This window comes from Pyramidobacter sp. C12-8 (genome assembly GCF_002007215.1).
Classification (GTDB): Bacteria; Synergistota; Synergistia; order Synergistales; family Dethiosulfovibrionaceae; genus Pyramidobacter.
Genome location: NZ_MUHX01000007.1, coordinates 15416 through 35898 on the forward strand (window position 1 = coordinate 15416; position 20483 = coordinate 35898).

Consider the following 20483-nt stretch of genomic DNA (forward strand, 5'->3'; position numbering starts at 1 on the left):
GAAGAAGTGGAGGGCAGACAGGGTGAAGCGCAAAAAAGCAGAGGACGTTTTTTGAACGCCCCTTCAGCGAAGCAGGATATTTGCGAAATCCTTCAAATCCTTTCGCAGAGCGTTCTGGAAATCCCGTTGTCCTGTTTTCCGTTTCGCCGCTCCGCCGCTTCTCCGCGGCTGCTTTCGTTCTCCGATTTCAATCAGGAAAGGCATGTGATTTTTATGGCTCAGATCCTGGACGGCAAGGCCGTGGCCGCCGCCCTCACCGCGCAGCTCAAAAACGACGTGCAGAAGCTCAAAGACCGCGGCGTTTCCCCCTGCCTCGCCATCGTGCGCATGGGCGAACGCGGCGACGACCTCGCCTACGAGCGAGGAGCGACCAAGCGCGCCGCGACCGTGGGACTGGAAGTGAAACAGTTCGCGCTGCCCGCCGAAGCTTCGCAGGACGAACTGCTGGAAGTCATCGCCAAAATCAACGCCGACGCTTCGATCCACGGCTGCCTGATCTTCATGCCGCTGCCGAAGCACATCGACGAAGCAGTCGTGCGCGCGGCGCTGGCCCCCGAAAAGGACGTGGACGGCATCACCGCCGCGTCGCAGGCTGGCGTTTATTCCGGCAAGGCCGTGGGCTTTCCTCCCTGCACGCCATCCGCCTGCATGGAGATCCTCAGGCATTACCGGATCGAACTGAAAGGCGCGAACGCCGTCGTCTTCGGGCGCAGCCTCGTCGTCGGCCGCCCGCTGGCGATGATGCTGCTGGCGCAGAACGCCACCGTGACCATCTGCCACACCAAGACCCGCGACGCCGCCGCCGTCGCCCGCGGCGCCGACGTGCTGCTGGCCGCCGTGGGGCACGCGGGAGCCGTCGGCGAGGCGTTCGTCACTCCCGATCAGGTGCTGATCGACGTGGGCATCAACGTGAACGCCGAGGGCAAGCTCTGCGGCGACGTCGCCCCCGAAGCGGCGCAGAAGGGCCGCGCCTCCACGCCCGTGCCCGGCGGCGTCGGCTCCGTCACCACCACCGTGCTCGCCAAGCACGTGATCGAAGCGGCGCAGCGGACGCTCGAATAATCAAAAATCTTCGCCAACACAAAGCGGCCGAGATCCCCAACGATCCCGGCCGCTTTTTTCATCTCCCCGAATCTTGCCCGTCCGCGCGAGCCGCCCCTACCGCTGCGGGACGGTCCCGCGCAGGGCGTCGAGGCGGGATTCTTTTTCCTTCCGGTCGAGGCGCTGCAGGGCTTCGACCGCGCGTTTGCTGCCGGCGTCGCGGGCAAGCTGGTAATATTGGCGCGCTTTGGCAAGGTCGGCTTCGACGCCGCGTCCTTCTTCATAAGCGCTGCCGAGGTACCAGGCGGCAAGCGCGTGCCCTTGATTGGCCGCCTGTTCGAACCAGCTGATGGCCGCGGAGGGCTCGCCCTCGGGACTGTAGCTGTAGAGCAGCCCGAGATTGAACTGCGCGGCGGCGGAGCCGCTCTCGGCGGCGGCCTGCAGCCAGCGCTGCGCCACGTCGAAGGAACGCTTCACCACAACGCCTTCGGAATAAAGCGTGCCCAGCAGGTTCTGAGCGGGAGCGTAACCCGATTTGGCGGATTCTTCCAGCCATTTGAGCGCCTCGTCGGCATCTTTCCAGGTGCCGATGCCGCGCAGCCGCATCAGGCCGAGGTTGTACTGCGCCTGCGCGCTGCCGCCTTCGGCCGCGGCCGTGTACCAGCGGAAAGCCTCGCGTTCGTCCTTGTCCACGCCCGACCCGGCGGCGTACATGGCGGCCACGTTGCACTGCGCCAGTTCGCTGCCCTGCCGGGCGGCGGCGAGGTACCAGCGGAACGACTCCTGCAGATTGACCGAATAACCGTAGTCGCCGCGCTTCATGATGCCGGCCAGACGGATCTGCGCGTTGGCGTCGCCGCGTTCGGCGGCGCGCCGGTAATGGATGACGGCGCTGCGGATGTCGCGCTCTCCCAGCTGTCCCTGCTCGTACAGCAGTCCCAGCGTATACTCGGCGGGGACGTAGCCGGCTTCCGCCGCCCGGTCGATCATTGCCGCGGCGGCGCGGATCTCGCTGTCCTTTTCGGCCGCGTCGAGACGGAACAGGCCCATGGCGCACATCGCCGCGGGATGCCCCTGTTCGGCGGCGGCGTTGTACCACTTGACGGCGCGGACCAGATCGGGCGCGTGCCAGCGATCGTCGGAGTAGCATTGCGCCAGCGCGAACTGGGCGTCGGCGGAGCCGCTCTCGGCGGCTTTCTCGTAATATTTCAGAGCCTGCTCCATTTTTTCCCGGTCGGTGTCGGATTTGAGCTGCTCGCCCATGATGAACTGCGCGCGCGGATTGCCGCGTTCGGCGGCTTCGCGGTAAAGGCGCAGGGCTTCGCCGCGGTTGGCGGCGACGATCTTGCCCTCCATGTAAAACGTTGCCAGGGCGGTCATCGCTTCCGATTCGCCCATCTCGGCCGCTCTTTTCAGCTTGGCCAAACCGGCCTGTTCGTTCTTCTCGGTACCCAGTCCGTAGATCTCCATGCGTCCCAGATTGTACAGGGCTTCGCCGTTGCCGCCTTCGGCGCCGAGCGCGTAAAGACGGTAAGCGTCCGTATAAGACTGCGCGATGCCGTTCCCCTTTTCGGTCAAGCGCCCCAGCTCGTTGCATCCGGCGGGATCGCCGGCATCGGCGGCCATTTTGTAGTAGCGCGCTGCGGCCGCCGGATCCTTTTTCACGGTCTTGCCTTTTTCGCTCATGCGTCCCAACAGGACGTAGGCGCCCCACGAGCCGTTTTTGCCCGCCTTCAGCAGCAGTTCGGAAGCTTCGGCGCCTTTGCCTTCGTCCAGAGCGAGGCGTCCCAGCTCGTACATGGAGGGGGCGTAATCCTCCTTGGCCGCCAGCCCGTGGAGTCTTTTGGCTTCATCCACGCGGCCGCGTTTTTTTTCCATGTCGGCGGCCACGTAATAGGCGGCCGCATCGCCCTTGGCCGCGGCTTTTTTCAGCAGTTCCAGACCGGCGGCCGCTTCCGCGGCGGATCCGCGTTCGCCCAGCGCCGCGCCGTAAACGGTCATGGCCCAGAGCTGTTCGCCTTCGGCGCATTTTTTCACGTATTCGAGCGCGTCTCCGCCCTTCCCTTCCTGAAGAAGCACCTGATAATATTCCTGACAGGCCATGGGAATGTTCTTCTCGATGGCGGCCTCGAGCATTTCCATGGCCTCGCCGGGATGGGCCTCGCGCTCCGGATGCGCGTGCATGAGTTCGTAGAGGGCGTACATGGCGTACGGTTCGCCGGCGGCGGCGGCCATACGGTACCAGCGCATGCCGACCGCGAAATCTTCGGCGACGCCGCTGCCCATCGTGTACATATAGCCGAGAGCCGTCATGGCCTGGGGCGATCCCTTTTCGGCGTTGGCCTGAAAAATGCGGTAGGCCAGCTCGTAATCCTTGGAGCTCCACGCCTGGATGCCTTCGTTGAAAGTCGCCGGTTCGCCGGCTTCGGGCGACTGATCGCCGAGGGCCACCGGAGTTTTATCCCCGCTCGCGGGCGAGGGCGCGCCCCACGCGGCCGCGCTCCACAAAAACACGGCCAGGATCAGGAGCGGCCACCTTTTCATTGCATTTTTCGTCATTCAGAGAGCCTCGTTTCACTCAGTCTTTTCGTCCGTTCCCACTTCGCGGCAACGGCGGGGCCTCGTCTTTTTTCCCGCCGCCGCCGTTATTCCGGGTTCATTTTATCTCATTGAACAGCGTCGGTCAAAATTTTGCCCGCGGACGCCAAACAAAAAAAGGGAGCCGCGCTGCGGTTCCCTTGTGCTTTTTGGATCTGCGCGCCTTTCGCGGCGCCGTCCTTTTTTCGCGCTATTTCGCGGCCGCCTGCACCGCGTCGCTGAAGCCCATCCACATGCCGATGGGGACCGTGATCAGGATCGAGAGCACGACGCGCTCGAACCAGATCACAAGGATATCGCGGATCTTCAGCGGGATGTCGGTGCCCATGATGCAGGGGATGCTGGCCGAGAAGAACAGGATCTCGGAGATGCTGACCACGGCGATGACGAACTTGAGCAGCATCGTGCCGGAGCCCTTGATCAGGATCGCGGGCAGGAACATCTCCGGCAGGCAGATCGCCGCCGCCTTGCCGCCGAGCACGGGCTGCGCCACGCCGAAGAGCTTGAAGAACGGGTAGAAGACGTAGCCGAACCAGTCGAACACCGGCGTGAATTCCGCCAGCCAGAGCCCCAGCAGCCCCACCGAAGTGATCGCGGGGATCACGGCGAAAGCCATTTTCAAACCGGCCCACAGATTGTCGCCGCAAAGTTTGAACACGTTGGGCTGGGCGGCGGCCGTGCGGATGCCGATCTGCCAGGCGCGTTCGAGGCGGCCGCCCTCGAGGCGAGGCTCGGGCGCCGCCGCGCCGCCGAAATACGTGTCGGGGATCGAGCACAGCGGCCAGAGACGCGCCGTGATCGCCGTGACGATAAACGTCACCAGCATGGCCACGAAGAAATACGGCGTCCAGTGATCCATCAGCCCCAGCGTGCGCGCCACGACCAGCAGGAACGTCATCGAGACCGTCGAGAATCCCGTGGCGATGACGGCCGCCTCGCGGGCCGTGTAGCGGTTGGATCGGTACACGCCGTTGGTGATGATCAGGGCGATGGAATAGCTGCCCACGAACGAGGCCACCGCGTCGATGGCCGAACGCCCCGGCGTGCGGAACAGCGGACGCATGACGCAGTCGACCAGCACGCCGATGAACTCCATCAGGCCGTAGCTGGCCAAAAAGGCGAGGAACACCGAACCGATGGGGATCACCAGCCCGACCGGGATCGCCAGCTTGTCGAACAGGAACGGGCCGATGTCGCCGCGCCACAGCCAGGCGTTGCTCCGCCACAGGCCGAAATACATGATCGTGCCGATCGCGGCGCCGCAGATTTTGGCTACCGACATGAAAATGTCCATGCCGTTTTTGTTCCACGTGCCTTTGATAAAGGGCATAGCCGCGCCGACGTACATGACCGCGAGGATAAAGATCTTCACGGCCGGCATCGCGCGGCTCTGCAGCGAGCTGACGATGAAATCGACCGGCACGCTCTTCAGGTTCGGGCTCAGCCACTCGAGTTTGAAGAAAAACATGAACAGGCCGAACAAACTGAAAACGACGAACTTCCATAAAGCCGAACTGCGGGGCGCTGCGTTTTCGGACATTCGAACACCACAACCTTTCGTAAAATCGCTTGAGGCCGGACGCCTCCTGCGGCAAAAAACGGGAACCATCTTCCCGTTTTTTTTAACTTCGCTCACGCGTTTATTATACGTTTTAGGCGCAAAAAAATCAATATCATCGTTAATTTCTCTTGTTTCTTTGCCGGACTCGCTTTCGGCGACGCGACAGCCGTACGAACTGCGCGCGGCGCATCTCCGTCCCGCGGGAAGAAACCGGCCGTATTGACTTTGTCAGGCGCGAATGAGATACTCATAGTGTCTAAATAACTTTGTTGATGACAAATTGATTTTCGACCGCGCAGGCGCCGTTTTGCGCAGACGATCAAACAGGAGGCGAACCGATGAGAAACGAAAAATTTGCGGGCGAGATCCCCATCACGCCGGCCTTTGAACGGGCCGTCCATAAGATCGTGGCGGCCATTCCCAGAGGGAAAGTCGCCACCTACGGTCAGGTCGCGGAAATGGCGGGAATGCCCGGCGCCGCCCGCGAGGCGGGACACGTGATGTCCCGCGTCAGAGCGGAACAGGATCTCCCCTGCCACAGAGTCGTGAACAAGACGGGAACGCTGGCGCCCGACTTCGCCTTCGGCGGGCGGGAGCGGCAGCGCAGTATGCTGGAAGCGGAAGGCGTCACGTTCCTCGCCGACGGCCGCATCGACATGTCGCGGCATCAATGGGGCCGCGGCGAACAGCTGACGCTGTTTCCGTAAAGGAGCGACGGGAAGCCGTCTTGGCGTCTCGGCGAAGGGAAACGGCGCGCCCGTCGACCGGAAGCGGCCGGCCCGCTTCCGGGGAAAAGGACCGTCAGGCGGTGCGTACGGGCAGCCACGGGGAAAAAGGAGGGGGGATCATGACGCAAGCGGCCGTAAAGACGCCCATACAAAGGACCGTCATCCACGTCGACATGGACGCGTTCTACGCCGCAGTCGAGATCCGCGACAACCCGGCCCTGAAAGGCCGGCCGCTGATCATCGGCGCGCTGCCCGACGAGCGCGGCGTCGTCGCCACGTGCAGCTACGAAGCGCGCCGGTTCGGCGTGCGTTCGGCCATGAACATCAAGGAAGCGTACCGGCGCTGCCCGCGGGGGATCTTCATGCACCCCAACCGGGAAAAGTACCGCCGGGCTTCGGCCCGGCTGCACGCCATCTGGAGCTCTTACGCCGACGCCGCCGAATACGTGGCGCTCGACGAAGGCTACCTCGACGTCACCCGTTCCGCGCGCCGGTTCGGCGGCGCCCGGCGCATCGCCCGCCTCATCAAGGAGCGCACGAGAGCCGAAACCGGCCTGACCTGCTCCGTCGGCATCGGCTACTCGAAAACATCCGCCAAGCTCGCCAGCGAGGAAAAGAAGCCCGACGGCTACTTCGAGATCCTCACGCCGCAGGATTTCATCGACCTCATCGTCGATCGCGACATCACCGTGCTCTACGGCGTCGGCGCCAGGACCGCGGAAAAACTCTACCACGCCGGCATCCACACCGTGCGCGACGTCCAGAACAACCGCGAACGGCTCGCCGCCCTGCTCGGAGACAAAACCGGACGGCACCTCGCCGAACTGTCCCTCGGCATCGACGACCGCCCCGTCACTCCCGCCGACGCCGCCGACGCCAAGTCCGTCAGCCGCGAAGTCACGTTCCAGAAAGACACCTCGCATTTCGGCTACCTGCGCGACGTGCTCCTGCTGCTGTCGTTCGACCTGGGCAGCAGGCTGCGCGCGCTCGGCCTCAACGGGCGCACCGTCACGATCAAGGCGACCTACTGGAACATGAAGACCGTCACACGCTCCCGCAGCGGCGAAAGCGTCGACCATCCCTACGAGATCTATCAGGCGGCCTCGGCCCTGCTCGCCGGGATCGAGAAGAGCGCCGTGCGCCTGATCGGCGTCGGCCTCCAGAACCTCAGCGAAACGTACGCGCGCCAGCTCACCTTCGATACTCTCGGCGGCGAACGCGAACGCCGGCACGCCGAACGCCTCCGCGCCCGCCTGCTGGACCTGCAGCGCCGTTACCGCGTGGACCTGCGCCCGGCGCTGCAGGACGAGACCGGAGAACTTCTGTACCACGTCATTGACCTGATGCAGACCCGCGTCTTCCCGACGACGCCCAACGGGGCATGAAAAAGTTCCGCGGCACACCGACCCAACGGTGTGCCGCGGAACTTTTTCATGCCCCGTTTTCTCTCGGCGTTTCGACCGCCCGCTTTATAAATGCAGCGCGCCGGCCGCCGTGTCGGATCTCAGCGTCTTGAGAATGGCGAGGGCGACCTCGAAGATCGCCGCATTTTTCAGGCTGCGCGGATCGAGACGGGTCAGTCTGTGGATGCGGCGCAGCTTGTACTGCACGGTGTTTTTATGCAGACAAAGCTCTTTCGCAGCGGCCTGAATCGAACCGTCGCAGCGAAAATAGACGGGCAGGAAATCCATGATTTCGCCGCAGTCGCGCTCGGAACACCCTCGAAAAAGGCGCGCGATGAAATCCCGGCGCGCTTTGAGGGGCATTTCGCCGGCGATAAATTCGATATCGACGCCGTTATAAAAGGCGCAGCGCTCCCCATTCTGCACCGCGGCCCGAAGCGCCTTGCCGGCGCGATCGTAAGCGCCGCGCACGTGCCGGCAGTCGACAGGCTCGGCGTCGATGCCGATGAAAGAGCGAAAACCGCAGCGCTCCACGTTTTCATAGACGCGGCCGGCCATCTCGCGCAGCCGCTCCTCGCCGACGGGAGATACGAAACAGACATAACGGAAAGGCAGTTTGTAGTAAAAACCTCCCGTCGCCTCCCGCACGACCTGCCGGACCGCCTCCTCGACGCGACCGAGGCGCTCCTGCTCTTCCGCCGCGCCGCGCTGCTCCAGCGCGACGACAAAAATCTGAAACGGCTTGCGGATGTCGATGCCGAGCTCGAGCCCGTGCTCGACGAAACGCTCGCCGACCAACTCTGCGGACGAGAAAAGCCATTCCTCCATGAACTGGCTCCACATGGCGGCGCGAAGCTGCTTCTGACGCTCGCCCCAGGAATCCAGCAGCAGGATCTCGGTCATCTTCTTGATGATCTGGCTGTATTGCTGCACTTCGCTCCCCTTGCCGGTGATGCCGATCACGCCCACCGTCGCGCCTTCGAAGCAGACGGGCAGGTTGATGCCCCGGCGGGCGCCCGGATATTCGCCGTCGCCGCTCACGATGAGCTCGCCGAGCCCCTGCCGAAGCAGTTCGCGCGCGCCGCTGTGGAACGTGCCGAGCCGTTCCGGATCGGTGCTGGCGATGATGATGCCTTGCTCGTCCATCATGTTGACGTCGTGTCCGATGATGGAACTCATTTCGGTGACGATGCGCATGGCGCTGTCGCGAGAGATGTTCATCTTACAGAGTCCTCCTCCGTTTGCGAGGCGCGCGCCCCCCGCGTCCCCCAGGACGCGCGTCGGGACGCGAAAACGCGTCTTGAAAAAACGCCTGCACAAGAACGGGATGTTTTTCATAATAGTATTATACATAAAATTTTATTTTACAAGACATGGCAATGGCGTACGACTTTTTTTATAATCGTTTTACGGAATTCGAATACCCCGGTTTGAAGGAGACGATCAGCGTGAAGATTGTGGTGGCGCCGGATTCATTCAAGGGATGCTGCACGGCTGCGGCAGCTTCGCGCGCGTTCGCGCAAGGGATCGCGACCGTTTTTCCGCAAGCCGAGGTCGTGCGTCTGCCCGCGGCCGACGGCGGCGAGGGCACGGCCGCCGCGCTGCTGTCGGCGCTGGGCGGCGCGAAGAAAACGGCGAACGTTACAGGCCCCTTGGGCGAACCGGCCGCAGCCGAGTTTGCGATCCTGCCCGACGGGACGGCCGTCATCGAGACGGCGGCGGCTTCGGGGCTGCCGCTGGTACCGCGTCAAAGGCTGGATCCGCTGCTCGCCACAAGCCGCGGCACGGGAGAACTGATCCGGGCGGCGCTGGACGAGGGCTGCCGGAAATTTCTGATCGGCCTCGGCGGCTCGGCGACGAACGACGCGGGCATGGGCATGGCGCAAGCCCTGGGCGTTTCGTTTTCCGACGCCGCGGGGCGCGAACTCGGCCCCGGCGGCGCCGGGCTGGAGCGGCTGGACCGCATCGACGCGTCGCGCCTCGATGCGCGGCTGGCGGGATGCCGCTTCACGGCGGCCTGCGACGTGAGAAACCCGCTCTGCGGACCGGACGGCGCGTCGACGGTCTACGGGCCGCAAAAGGGCGCGACGCCCGAGATGATCGCGCGGCTTGACGCGGCGCTGTATCGTTTCGCGCAGACCGCGCGGCGCGACCTGGGGCGCGACGTACTGGACGTTCCCGGCTGCGGCGCGGCCGGCGGACTGGGAGCGGCGCTGGTCCTGTTCTGCGGCGCCCGGATCCAGCCGGGTATCGACACCGTGCTCGACCTGATCCATTTTGACGCGCACATGAGCGGCTGCGATCTGGTGATCACCGGCGAAGGCAGCATCGACGGGCAGTCAGCGTATGGCAAAGTGCCCGTCGGCGTGGCCCGGAGAGCCAAACGTCACGGGCGGATCCCCGTGGCGGCCGTCGTCGGCGCCATGAAACCGGGCGCAGAAAAAGTATACGACCACGGCGTCGACGTGATCATGCCGGCGGCGACAGGCCCAATGACGCTCGACGAGTCGATCGCCCGCGCCCCGGAACTGCTGTCCGGCGCGGCGGAACGACTGATGAGGGCGTTTCGCGCCGCGGCACACTTTCCGATGGACGTTTGCCGTCGTTGACGGCTTGCGTTGAGAGAGAGGCATAATCTTTCAAGGAGGCTTTATCTATGAGCGACAGGAGAAAAGAGGTCAAGAATTTCAACCCCAATCTGGTGCTGATCGTCATGGTCGTGCTGTGCACGATCGCCTCGTATTTCGTGGCGGCCGGCGCCTATGACCGCGAGACGATCAACGGCGTGACGCGCGTGGTGGCGACGAGCTATCACGAGGTGGCGCGCACGCCGGTGTCGATCTTCAAAATGTTCCAGTCGATCCCGCAGGGCCTGACGGGCGCGGCCATGATGATGTTCGCCGTGATGATCATCGGCGGCGTGGTCGAAATCTACAACGCCACGGGCGTCATGGGCGCGGCCATCAACTCGGTGCTCAAGCTCTCGAAAAAGGTGGGCAGCCAGCTGATCATCGCCATCGTGATGCTGGTGTTCATGTTTATCGGCGGCATTCTCGGCTGGTCGGAACAGATCATCCCGTTCGTGCCGATCGTCGTTTCCCTGGCGATCTCGCTGGGCTATGATTCGCTGGTGGGAATGACCATTTCCGGCTTCGCCTGCTTGATCTCGTTCGCCGTCGGTCCTTTCAACGTCTTCACGGTCGGCACGTCGCACGCTATCGCCGAGCTGCCGATGTTCTCCGGCTGGCAATTCCGCCTCGCGGTTCTCGCCGTGATCGCCGCCTCGAGCCTGACGTGGGTGCTGCGCTATGCCGCGAAGATCAAAAACGATCCTTCCAAAAGCCTGATGAACGATATCGACACTTCGTCGCTGGTGATCCCGATCGAAGATTCGAACGCGCTCGACGGCGTCAAGACGTTTTCGCTGCTGGTCATGGGAGTGTGCTTCGGCTTCACGGTCTGGGGGCTGCTGACGATGGGCTGGGGCTTCGGCGAAATGAGCGCCATCTTCCTGATCGGCGGCGTCGTCGTCGGCGTCGTCAACCGCATGACGGCCTCCGAGATCTGCGACACGATCGTCAAGGGCGCGCTCGGCGCCTTCGGCGGTGCGCTGATCATCGGACTGGCCCGCTCGGTGCAGTGGGTGATGACGCAGGGCGGCCTGGTCGATCCGCTCGTCCACGGTCTGACGAGCATGATGAGCACGGCCTCGTCCTACGTCACGTCGGTGATCATGTTCATCGTCAACTTCTTTATCAACGCGCTGATCCCTTCCGGTTCCGGGCAGGCGATGGCGGTCATGCCGATCATGATCCCGATGGCGGACATGCTTCACATCACGCGCCAGACGGCGGTGCTGGCGTTCCAGTTCGGCGACGGCATCTCCAACACGCTGTGGTTCACGAACGGCACGCTGCTGATCTACTGCGGGCTGGCCAAGGTGCCCTTGAAGAAATGGTACCGCTTCATCATCCCGCTGCAGATTTTCTTCTTCCTCGTGCAGCTGGGATTCCTGTACCTGGCCGACAAGATCGGCTACGGCCCGATGTAAAGAGGAGTCCCCGAAAATGCCATGGGACAAACAGTCGTGCGACACGCTGGGGGTATGCGCTTCTCACAGCCGCGTCCGCAGCAACATGATGGCGAAAAACAGCGATCGCCCCATCGCCGAGGCGCAGCCGCTGGTCTGGTTCCCCGCCGCCGTTCACGCGTCCGGAGAGAAGCTGGACTGTTCGGGGTTCGTGATCCCGCAGGCGTCCCGCACCTACGGCGTACTCGGCTCAAAGCCGTACTGGATCTGGGGCTTCGAGATGGGCGTCAACGATCGGGGCGTGGTCATCGGCAACGAAGCGGAATACAGCCGCGACTTCGGCAAGGAAAAGGACGAAGGGCTGCTGGGCATGGATCTGCTGCGCCTCGGCCTGGAGCGCGGCGCTACGGCCCACGAGGCGCTGGACGTGATCGTGGAGCTTCTGAGCGCTACGGCCAGAACCACAACGCCAACGCGCTGCACGACGCGCGTTACGAGAACTCGTTCCTGATCATGGACCCGCGGGAAATCTGGGCGCTGGAAACGGCCGGACGCCGTTACGCGGCCAAGCGCGTCAGCGCCTATCACGCCGTGGGCAACACCTACTCCATCGGCGAAAACATCGACCTCGCTTCGCCGGATCTGGAAGCTCACGCCCGCGAAAACGGCTGGCTGATGCCTTACGACCGTTTCGACTTCGCGAAAGCCTATTCGGCTCCTATCCCCAATCTGACGCTGTCCACGCCGCGGCGGCGGCGCGTCATGCAGCTCGCGGGCATGACGGAAGAGCACGACTTCGACACGCTGAAGCGGATCTTCCGCGACCATTACGAGGGAGAACTCTGCGCCCCGCGCTTCGGCGCCTCCTCCGGCGTTTTCCCCACCGTCTGCCGCCATGCGCTGAACGCCGACGCCAGCCAGACGGCCGCTTCGATGTTGGTTCGCTACCGCGAAGGCATCGGCCCCGTGATCCGTCAGGCGTATTCGCAGCCCTGCTGCTCCGTTTACCTGCCGGCCTACGTGGGGCTGGACATGCCGGAAGCGATGAGCCGAGGCGAAGGCGCATTCGACGAAAAATCGCTGTGGTGGCTGACGGACCGTCTCAATAAAATCGTCGCGCTCGACTACGACCGCTACGCTCCGGCCGTTCACGAAGCGATCCGCGCTCTCGAGGAACGGATCGAGACGCGGGCCGCCGAAACCGAGGACAAAGCCGCGGCGCTGGTACAAAAAGGCGACGACGAAGGCTCCCGTAAGATTTTGGCAGCGCTGATGGAAGAGTGCTCCGCCGCCGCGGTAACGCTGACCAAAGAACAATTCGAGAGAATCCGCGGCGACCTGCGCGCCCACGGCGTCAGCGGAATCATGGGACCTCATCGGGATTTTCTGCAAAAATACAGCGACCTCGCAAAGATGAAGCTTCTGTAAGGGTAAAAAACTTTTCCGATCAACGAAGCATCAAAGATACGGCAACGGCCGGAGCGCGAAGGGAAAATTTCCTTTCACGCTCCGGCCGCTGCCGTATTTTTCGCAGGATACCGGCGTTCGATCTTTCAGTCCGGCCGCCGCGGCGCGGACGCTTTCGGTCAGTCGCGTTTTCTCGGCGGGCAGGGGACGTTGTAGACGACGGCGATGAGGACGGGGATGACGATCAGGGTCAGGATGGTGCTCACGGTGAGCCCGGCCATGATGGTGACGGCCATGGGGCCGAACATCAGGTCCCAGATCAGCGGGACCATGCCGAGCACGGTAGTGAGCGCCGACATGGCGACGGGGCGTAGGCGTCCGACGCCGTCCACGACGATGGCTTCGTAGCGGTCGCGCCCGGCGGCGAAATCGGCGCTGACCTGATCGAGCAGCACGATCGAGTTCTTGGCCAGCATCCCCACAAGGCTGAGCAGGCCGACGATGGCCAGAAAGCTCATGTTCATGCCGGCCAGCCACAGGCCGGGCACGACGCCGATGAGGATCAGCGGCAGCACGCCGAAGATGATCAGCGGCTGGCGGAAGCCGTTGAACAGGAACACCATGATCGTGAACATGATCAGCAGCGCGGGCAGAAAGGCCACCTTCATGCCGCCGATGGCGTCGTCGGAAAGTTCCTTCTCGCCGCCCCATTCCAGCGAGTAACCCACGGGCAGCTCGATGGCCTCGATCGGGGCGCGCACGCGTTCCAGCATGGCGTCGGCGTTATGCCCCAGCTTGACCTCGCTGGCCACGGTGAGCACGCGGCTGCGGTTGCGGCGCATGACGATGTTGTCCTCGTAATCCACGTCGAGGGACGAGATCACGGTGCCCAGCGGCACGGTGGCGTTCGCGGCCGGCGCCCAGACGGGCAGCGATTTGATCCGGTCGATCTGGTTGCGCTGCTCCGGCACGAGGGCCGCCATGATCGCCAGCGTTTTGTCGCCGTCGCGGAACGCGCCGATCGGCAGCCCCGTGGTGGCGATGAGCAGAGCCTGATTGAGCTGCGGGCGCGTCAGGCCGAGATTCTGCATCTGATCCTTGAGCACGCGCGGATGGATCACTTCCACAGGCTGGCGCCAGTCGATGCGCGCGAAATTGTGGCTGGGATCGGCCTCGACGATGCGCAGCGCCTGTTCGCCCAAATCGCGCAGCACGGCCGGATCCTCGCCGTAAAAGCGGGCTTCGAGTTTCGGCGCCATGCCGCTGCCCTTGGAGAAGAGCTTGCACACGCCCGTCAGCTGCGGCATTTCCTCGTCGAGACGTTTCTGCGTCCGCAGCAGCATGGCGCGGGTGTCTTCGGGATCTTTCATCTCCACCAGCAACTGCGCGTAGGCCGTGTCGGGATCGGGCGGCGAATAGGTGAGCATGAAGCGCAGACTGCCGCCGCCGATGAAACCGGTGACGTTTTTCACGTTGGGCTGCGAGCGCAAAAACCGCTCCAGATCCATGGCGGCGGAACGCTGCGCCGCCAGCGACGCGCCCTCGTCGCTCCACAGATCGACGGTGTAGTAGACCGTGTTGGCGTCCGGGAAGAACGACGTGTCAAGGCGCGCCAGACCCCAGCAGGAGAGCGCGAACAGCGCCGCCGTCAGCGCCATGGAGATGAAACGATGGCGCAGGCAGCTCTCGAGCAGGGCTCGGTAGGCGCGGAACAGCGGCCGGTCGTAAGGGTCGTCCTTCTGCGGCGACGGCTTGAGCATGAGCTGTCCGAAGACGGGCGTCACGGTCAGCGCCGCGCCCCAGCTCAACATCATGGAGATGCCCACGACCTGCAGCAGCGAACGGCAGAACTCGCCCGTGCTGTCCTGCGACAGGCCGATGGGGGCGAAGGCCAGCACGGCGATGAAGGTGCCGCCCAGCATGGCCCATTTGGAGCCTTCTACGGCCTGATCGGCGGCGTCTTCGGCGTTCATGCCGCGCTCCACGCCGACGAGCATGCCCTCGGAAACGACGATGGCGTTGTCCACCAGCGAGCCGAGCGCGATGATCAGCGAGGCCAGCGAGACGATCTGCAAAAAGATGCCGCAGGCGTTCATAATCGCGAACGTGCCCGCCACGGTGAGCAGCAGCACGGCGCCGATGATCAGCCCGGTACGCATGCCCATGAACACGAGCAGCACGCCGACGACGATGGCCAGCGACTCGATCAGGTTGACGATGAAATTCTGCACCGAGCGCGTCACCTGGTCGGACTGCATGTAGATCTCGTTCAGCTCCATGCCGATCGGGCGGTGCACTTCCAGCTCGCGCAGGCGCCTCGAAACGCCCTCGCCCATCGTCACGACGTTGCCGCCGGTGACCGTGGCGATGCCGATGCCCAGCGCCGGACGGCCGTTGAAACGCATCATGAAACTCTGCGGATCGACGAAATCACGGCGCACCGTCGCCACCTCGCGCAGGCGGATCAGCTGCCCGCCGACGCCGCCGATGACGAGATCGCCGATGTCGTCCACCGACATGATGGCGCCCGTCGGCGAGACGCGCACAAAGCGGTCGCCCAGCGTCGTCGTGCCCAGAGCCGAAAGAGTGTTCTGCTGGTTCAGCACGTTGAAGATGGCTCCCGGCGACAGCCCCAGCGACGACAGGCGCGTGGCCGAGAACTCCACGTAAACGGCTTCCTTCTGTTCGCCGAGGATCTTCACGCTGGCCACGCCGGGCACGAGCACGAGCTGCTTTTTGAGGAAATCGGCGTAATCCCACAGCTCCTTCATCGTGTACCCGTCTCCGACGAGCGCGTAATACTGACCGTAAACGTCGCCGAAGTCGTTGTCGACCATGATCGTGCTGCCGGCGGGCATGAAGACCTGCACGTCGTTCAGCTTCTGGCGCAGCACGTCCCAGATCTCCGGCAGGTCTTTCGACGCGTATTTATCCTTGATGTCCACGTAGACGATCGCCATGCCGGGAACGGAACGCGAGCGGATGCGCTTGATCTCGCCCATGGCCTGCACGGCGTCCTCGACGCGGCTGGTCACTTCGCGTTCCACCTCGTAGGCCGTGGAGCCCGGATAGACGATGGTGACCACGGCGGTCTTGATCGTGAAAGAAGGGTCTTCCAGCTTGCCGATGCGGAAATACGCCGCCACGCCCGCGATCGCCACCAGGGTGCAGAGGAACAGGACGACGGCGCGGCGTTTCAGACTGGCGCGCGCGACGCTCATGACCGTTCACCGGCTTTCATCAGGCGGACTTTCTGACCGTCCTTCAAAAAATGCACGCCGGCCGTGACGATCAGGTCGCCGTCGCGCAGCATCTTTCCGCTCACTTCGAGGCGGGCGCCCTTCCAGCCGGCGACAGCGACGGGCACGCGCCGGACCTGCCCGTCTTCGAAGCGCCACAGCCAGCGCGCTCCGTCCTCGCCGGTCAGCACGGCCGGCTCGGGCACGAGGAAGCGGTTTTCCGCCGCGCCGGCGGAGAAATCCACCGTCACGGTGACGGCCATGCCGGGCAGCACGCGCGCGCCCTCCGGCTGAGGCATGGTGACGGTGACGGGATACGTTTTGGTGCGCGGATCGGCCTGCGCGGCGAATTCCTTGAGGCGCACGGGGAACGACCGGCCCGCGATGGCGTCGAAGCGGGCCTCCATGCCGAAGGAGGCGGCGTATCGCGCCAGATCGCGGGCGTCGGCGCCGGCCGGCACGGGGGCGCTGAGCACGTCCTTGTCGGGCACGGCGAAGACGATCTCCAGCGTGGAAATGTCCTGAAGGCTGAGGATGGGCTGCTTGGGCAGCACGTCCTGAAACTTCTCGGCCATGCGGTCGACGACGACGCCGTCGAAGGGGGCGCGCAGCTCGGTGTCGCGCAGCGCGTCGGCGGCCGTGCGCGCCTGGGCCTCGGCCTGCTGCACGGCGGAGCGCGCCACGTTCAGCTGCGTCTTGTAGGCGTCGTACTGCGCCGCGGCGATGACTTTCTGCCTGTAAAGCTCGTCGTAACGTTTGAAGTTGGTGGCGGCGTCGCTGTACTGGGCGCGCGCCTGCGACAGCGCGGCCTGCGCCTGCGTCAGGCGGGTCTGGAAATCGCGCGGATCGATGCGGCCCAGCAGTTCGCCTTTCTTCACGGCGACGCCCTTTTCGGCCGGCAGTTCGAGCAGCGGCCCCGAGACGCGGAACGACAGGTTGACGCGCTGCGCCCCCTGCACGGTGCCGAAATAGCGATGTACGTTCTCGCCCGCGCCGCTGTCGAGCCTGACCGTGCGCACGGGGCGGACGATCTCCGGCTCGGGCTTCGGCTCGCGCAGCTGACGGAATCCCTCGATCCCCGCGCAGGCGGCGAAGATCGCGGCCAGCCCGGCGGCCATTTTCAGCAGCGAAAAAGCGGAAAACTTTTTCATCCTCATTCCTCCAGTGCCATTCTTTCGCTTCCGCAGGCGGCGAAAAAAACGCCCGCAAACTCCGGAAATCCACCGCGTTGATTGTACCACGCGCCCCATCCCTTTGCACGGAGGGCGCGGACAAAACCGCCGCGGGACGGGAGGAAATTTCGTCATGCTATTGGCACCCCGCGGAAAGCGATTTTACGAAAAGAGCCTTTTGAACCACGTCCGACGAAAAGCGGCTGGAGGCCGATGGATCCTCGATCATCGGCTTCCAGCCGCTTTCAATGTTCCACGTGGAACATTGGCACCGGTCAGCGGTTCTCCGTTTCATCGTCCGCGGACGACGAAGCGTTCATCTGTTCAAAGAGTTTCTGCGCGGCCTCCCGGGCGCGTTCGCATTTTTCCGCCGAAAGCCTGGCGCTGCGGAACATGCCGCGCCCTTCCAGCCTGTTGATGAGGGGCGCCGTGCCGACGGCGCCGTTCAGGCGAGCCAGCCACGTCCACTTATAGGCCTCCTCGTCGTCGCGGGGCACGCCGGCCCCTTTGCTGTACAGTTCGCCAAGGGCCTTCTGCGCGGGAGCGTAGTTCTGACGGGCGCTTTTCAAGAACCACGAAGCGGCCTCGGCCAGGTTTTGTCCAACGCCGCGGCCGGCGCGATAGCAGGCGCCGAGGCTGAACTGCGCCCGCTCGTTGCCCTGGCGGGCGGCGCGCAGATACCAGCGGGCCGCTTCGTCGGCGTCTTTCTTCACGCCGGCGCCCCGTTCGCACAGACTGGCGTAGCGTTCCTGGGCGGCGTCGCTGCCTTGCTCGGCGGCCAGCCGGTACCATTTGGCCGCTTCGAAAGGCTCTTTTTCGCCGCCCCAGCCGTTTTCGCAGATCTGACCGAGCAGGAACTGCGCGCGCTCGCGTCCTTGACCGGCATAGACGCGGCAAAAGTTCGCCAGCGCCGCGTAATTTTTGCCGTCGCGCCGCGCCAGATCTTCGTGACGGGCCAGCAGAGCGCCTGCCCGGACGCGCCCCTGAGGCACGCCGCGCCGCAGCTGCGCCTCCACATAGCAGGGCACGGGAGCGCCGGGGTGGAGGCGCTGCAGTTCCGCCGCCATGCGCCGCGCCGCGCCGTCCTCGTGATTGAACCACGCCGTCAGCAGATCCAGCGTCTCCACAGGCGCGTTCACGTTCGCCAGCACGCGCCAAAAACCGCGGCGAAAGTGCGTCATGTCGAAATCGCCGGACTCCATGGACTCGAGCACCACAGGGCTGATCTGCGTCTCCGCCTCGAACAGCACGTTGTTGCGCACGGCAGTCATCCCTGCCTTGCGGTCCCCCAGCGCCCAGCTGACCGTGCCGCAAAAGAGATTGTCGAGCCAATCGCGCGGCCCGATGTTCTCCCTGATCTCGGCCAGCAGCTCTTTGAGGCGGGACGGCGGCAGACTTTTGTCGAGCAGGATGCGCTGTTTGGCCGTCTGCACCCTGTAGGGGTCGCGGCGCAGCACGCGCCGCCATTGGCGGTCGAACTCGTCGAAGCAGGCCAGCGCCGTCTTCACATCGCCGCAGCGGCCGGCCGCCTCGCCATAGTAATACCAGAACGGAGGATAGGCGCCGAACGACTTCTTCAGCGCCGGGAACATCAGCAGCGCCTTGTGCTTGTCGGGCTGCGCCAGCGTCTGTTCGAGATAGTCCAGATCCTCCTGGCTGATGCGGTAGGCGTCGGGCAGGCGGTATTTGCGCAGCAGCGCCCACGAGTCGGCCAGCAGCTCCTTCTGCAAGTCGTTCAGCGCCGTCAGCGCTTCTTTTTTCAGCGACCACATCTTCTGATCCATCGTGTTGCGGATCTCCGCCATCTCGCTGCGGTAACCGAAATAAGCCGTGATGCCGCCGCTGAACAGCGAGGCGAAGAAACTGTCGAGGTCGCCGCCGACCGGCCACATCTTCGACAGCGACGAGATCAGGGCATGACGCTGCTGCGTGTCGTACACGCCCTGAAAAACTTTGCTTTCCTCCTCGGTCAGACGGTAGGTATTGATCGTGTCCAGCAGCCGGCTGTAAAGTTTGACGATCTCGTCGTCGCTGGCGATGTCGCCGAGACTGAGATTGTTGATGATGCTGCGGTACTCCTGATCGAGCACGATCCGGTCGCGGCTGGCCGTCATGTGCTTGACCGAGACCACGGCCATGTTCAGCGCCACCGCCGTGTTGACCGGATCGTAATCGTCGGCCGCCGACGCCGTGGGCACGACGCACAGCCACAGCGCCGCCAGCGCCGCGGGAATCCTCCTGATGAACCGTTTCATTGTGATCGCCTTCTCCCTTCCAGCGGAAAAAACGCGTCCTTTCCCCGCAGAGCCTTATTATACACAGATTGCCCAACGCGCGTAAATTCCCGCCGAAAGCAAACGACGAACACGCCCGCGGGAAGTTCCGTACAGGGCGCTTGACCTAGTGGGAAGCGGGGAGTATTCTCTCTTTGCGCACCCCGTCGCAGGGAATGGACGTCTTCTGCGCAATCCTTACCGCACGGTGATTCTGACTCAGCCCCCGGCGGCGCGCGGACGCATCCCGCAGGATCGGCAGACGGCCTTCATCGACAGAGCCCTGAACAAGGCGGAAGACATCGAATACGGCGAGATTCCCGCCGGAACTCACGCGGATTACGCGACCGTCGATTTCGAGCTTTTCAAGACGACGATGAACAGCGCTGAAAACGGGGAGCGGCAAGAGCCCCTTCCTCTTCGGCAGCAAAAACTCAAAACGAGGTGATCGGCATGAGCATCAAAGAAAGACTGAAAGAACTGGGCATCGAGCTTCCGCCCGCGAACAAGCCCACGGGATCCTACGTGCCCGCCACGGCTTCGGAAACGCTGTGCTTCTCCTCCGGACAGACGCCGCGCGTCAACGGCGAGGTCGCGTATGCCGGCACGATGGGCGCAGAAAACGGTCCCAGCCTCGAGGAGGCCTACGCGGCCGCCCGCGTCTGCGCCATCAACTGTCTGGCCGCCGTCGACATGGCCGCCGGATTGGACAACGTGGCCCGCGTCCTCAAGGTCACGGGCTTCATCAACGCCGCTCCGGGCTTCACGCAGACGGCCAAAGTGCTGAACGGCGCCTCCGACCTGTTGCTCGAGGTCTTCGGTCGGGCCGGCCGCCACGCCCGCAGCGCCATCGGCATCCAAGCCTTGCCCGGCAATGCGGTCGTCGAGGTGGAGATCGTTGTCCGCCTCAAGGAACCGCGCGAATTCCCCGCGGACTGACCCCACGCTCTGCAAAAAATCCCTGCCGCTTTCGCGGGCAGGGATTTCTTCATGCCGCCCCAAAACAGGAACGCTTTCGCAGCTTCCTGCCG

Annotated in this window: 15 protein-coding genes; 9 read left to right on the forward strand and 6 right to left on the reverse strand. The window is 64.0% G+C overall.

Going from position 1 to position 20483, the window contains the following annotated elements:
- The first annotated feature begins 213 nt into the window (after positions 1–213).
- Positions 214–1062 (forward strand): bifunctional 5,10-methylenetetrahydrofolate dehydrogenase/5,10-methenyltetrahydrofolate cyclohydrolase, encoded by an 849-nt coding sequence (locus B0D78_RS03925; RefSeq protein WP_078015767.1) that lies wholly within the window; start codon positions 214–216, stop codon positions 1060–1062.
- A gap of 96 nt (positions 1063–1158) precedes the next feature.
- On the opposite strand, the gene B0D78_RS03930 is transcribed toward B0D78_RS03925, so the two are convergent.
- A complete protein-coding gene (locus B0D78_RS03930) occupies positions 1159–3600 on the reverse strand; it encodes an SEL1-like repeat protein (RefSeq protein ID WP_078015687.1) in 2442 nt (813 codons plus the stop codon).
- A gap of 229 nt (positions 3601–3829) precedes the next feature.
- Positions 3830–5179 carry a YjiH family protein gene (locus B0D78_RS03935; protein WP_078015688.1) on the reverse strand — a complete coding sequence of 450 codons (1350 nt, stop codon included), beginning with the start codon at positions 5177–5179 and terminating at the stop codon, positions 3830–3832.
- A 359-nt stretch (positions 5180–5538) separates the two neighbouring features.
- Here B0D78_RS03935 and B0D78_RS03940 point away from each other — a divergent pair, with 359 nt between their 5' ends.
- Together B0D78_RS03940 and dinB are read left to right on the forward strand one after the other, a co-directional pair.
- A complete protein-coding gene (locus B0D78_RS03940; protein WP_078015689.1) occupies positions 5539–5907 on the forward strand; it encodes an MGMT family protein in 369 nt (122 codons plus the stop codon).
- A gap of 140 nt (positions 5908–6047) precedes the next feature.
- Complete coding sequence (gene dinB, locus B0D78_RS03945; protein WP_233543513.1) at positions 6048–7313, forward strand: DNA polymerase IV; 1266 nt, start codon at positions 6048–6050, stop codon at positions 7311–7313.
- A gap of 84 nt (positions 7314–7397) precedes the next feature.
- On the opposite strand, the gene B0D78_RS03950 is transcribed toward dinB, so the two are convergent.
- Complete coding sequence (locus B0D78_RS03950) at positions 7398–8552, reverse strand: CdaR family transcriptional regulator (protein WP_168169992.1); 1155 nt, start codon at positions 8550–8552, stop codon at positions 7398–7400.
- Between the two features lie 227 nt (positions 8553–8779).
- Between B0D78_RS03950 and B0D78_RS03955 the strand changes: the two genes are divergently transcribed.
- From B0D78_RS03955 to B0D78_RS03965, 4 genes are read left to right on the forward strand one after another with little or no spacing between them, the layout of a single operon-like run.
- A complete protein-coding gene (locus B0D78_RS03955) occupies positions 8780–9940 on the forward strand; it encodes a glycerate kinase (RefSeq protein WP_078015769.1) in 1161 nt (386 codons plus the stop codon).
- A 47-nt stretch (positions 9941–9987) separates the two neighbouring features.
- Entirely contained in the window at positions 9988–11382 is a 1395-nt protein-coding gene (locus B0D78_RS03960; RefSeq protein WP_078015691.1) for a YfcC family protein, read from the forward strand.
- Between the two features lie 16 nt (positions 11383–11398).
- Positions 11399–11872: a hypothetical protein gene (locus B0D78_RS12775; RefSeq protein WP_168169993.1), complete on the forward strand. Its 474-nt coding sequence runs from the start codon at positions 11399–11401 to the stop codon at positions 11870–11872.
- 2 nt (positions 11873–11874) lie between these two features.
- Positions 11875–12789, forward strand: a complete 915-nt coding sequence (locus B0D78_RS03965; protein ID WP_168169994.1) for a hypothetical protein — start codon at positions 11875–11877, stop codon at positions 12787–12789.
- Between the two features lie 158 nt (positions 12790–12947).
- Here B0D78_RS03965 and B0D78_RS03970 read toward each other — a convergent pair whose 3' ends face one another.
- The 3 genes from B0D78_RS03970 to B0D78_RS03980 form a co-directional block, all read right to left on the reverse strand.
- Complete coding sequence (locus B0D78_RS03970) at positions 12948–15989, reverse strand: efflux RND transporter permease subunit (RefSeq protein ID WP_078015693.1); 3042 nt, start codon at positions 15987–15989, stop codon at positions 12948–12950.
- Positions 15986–17158, reverse strand: a complete 1173-nt coding sequence (locus B0D78_RS03975) for an efflux RND transporter periplasmic adaptor subunit (RefSeq protein ID WP_168169995.1) — start codon at positions 17156–17158, stop codon at positions 15986–15988. Before B0D78_RS03975 ends, B0D78_RS03970 begins: the two co-directional genes overlap by 4 nt.
- 296 nt (positions 17159–17454) lie before the next feature.
- On the reverse strand, positions 17455–19434 hold the full coding sequence (locus B0D78_RS03980) for a tetratricopeptide repeat protein (protein WP_078015695.1): 1980 nt from the start codon (positions 19432–19434) through the stop codon (positions 17455–17457).
- A gap of 85 nt (positions 19435–19519) precedes the next feature.
- On the opposite strand from B0D78_RS03980, the gene B0D78_RS03985 reads away from it, so the two are divergent.
- Together B0D78_RS03985 and B0D78_RS03990 are read left to right on the forward strand one after the other, a co-directional pair.
- Entirely contained in the window at positions 19520–19900 is a 381-nt protein-coding gene (locus B0D78_RS03985; protein ID WP_256385752.1) for a GrdX family protein, read from the forward strand.
- 5 nt (positions 19901–19905) lie between these two features.
- Positions 19906–20391 (forward strand): RidA family protein, encoded by a 486-nt coding sequence (locus B0D78_RS03990; RefSeq protein ID WP_078015697.1) that lies wholly within the window; start codon positions 19906–19908, stop codon positions 20389–20391.
- The last annotated feature ends 92 nt before the right edge of the window (positions 20392–20483 follow it).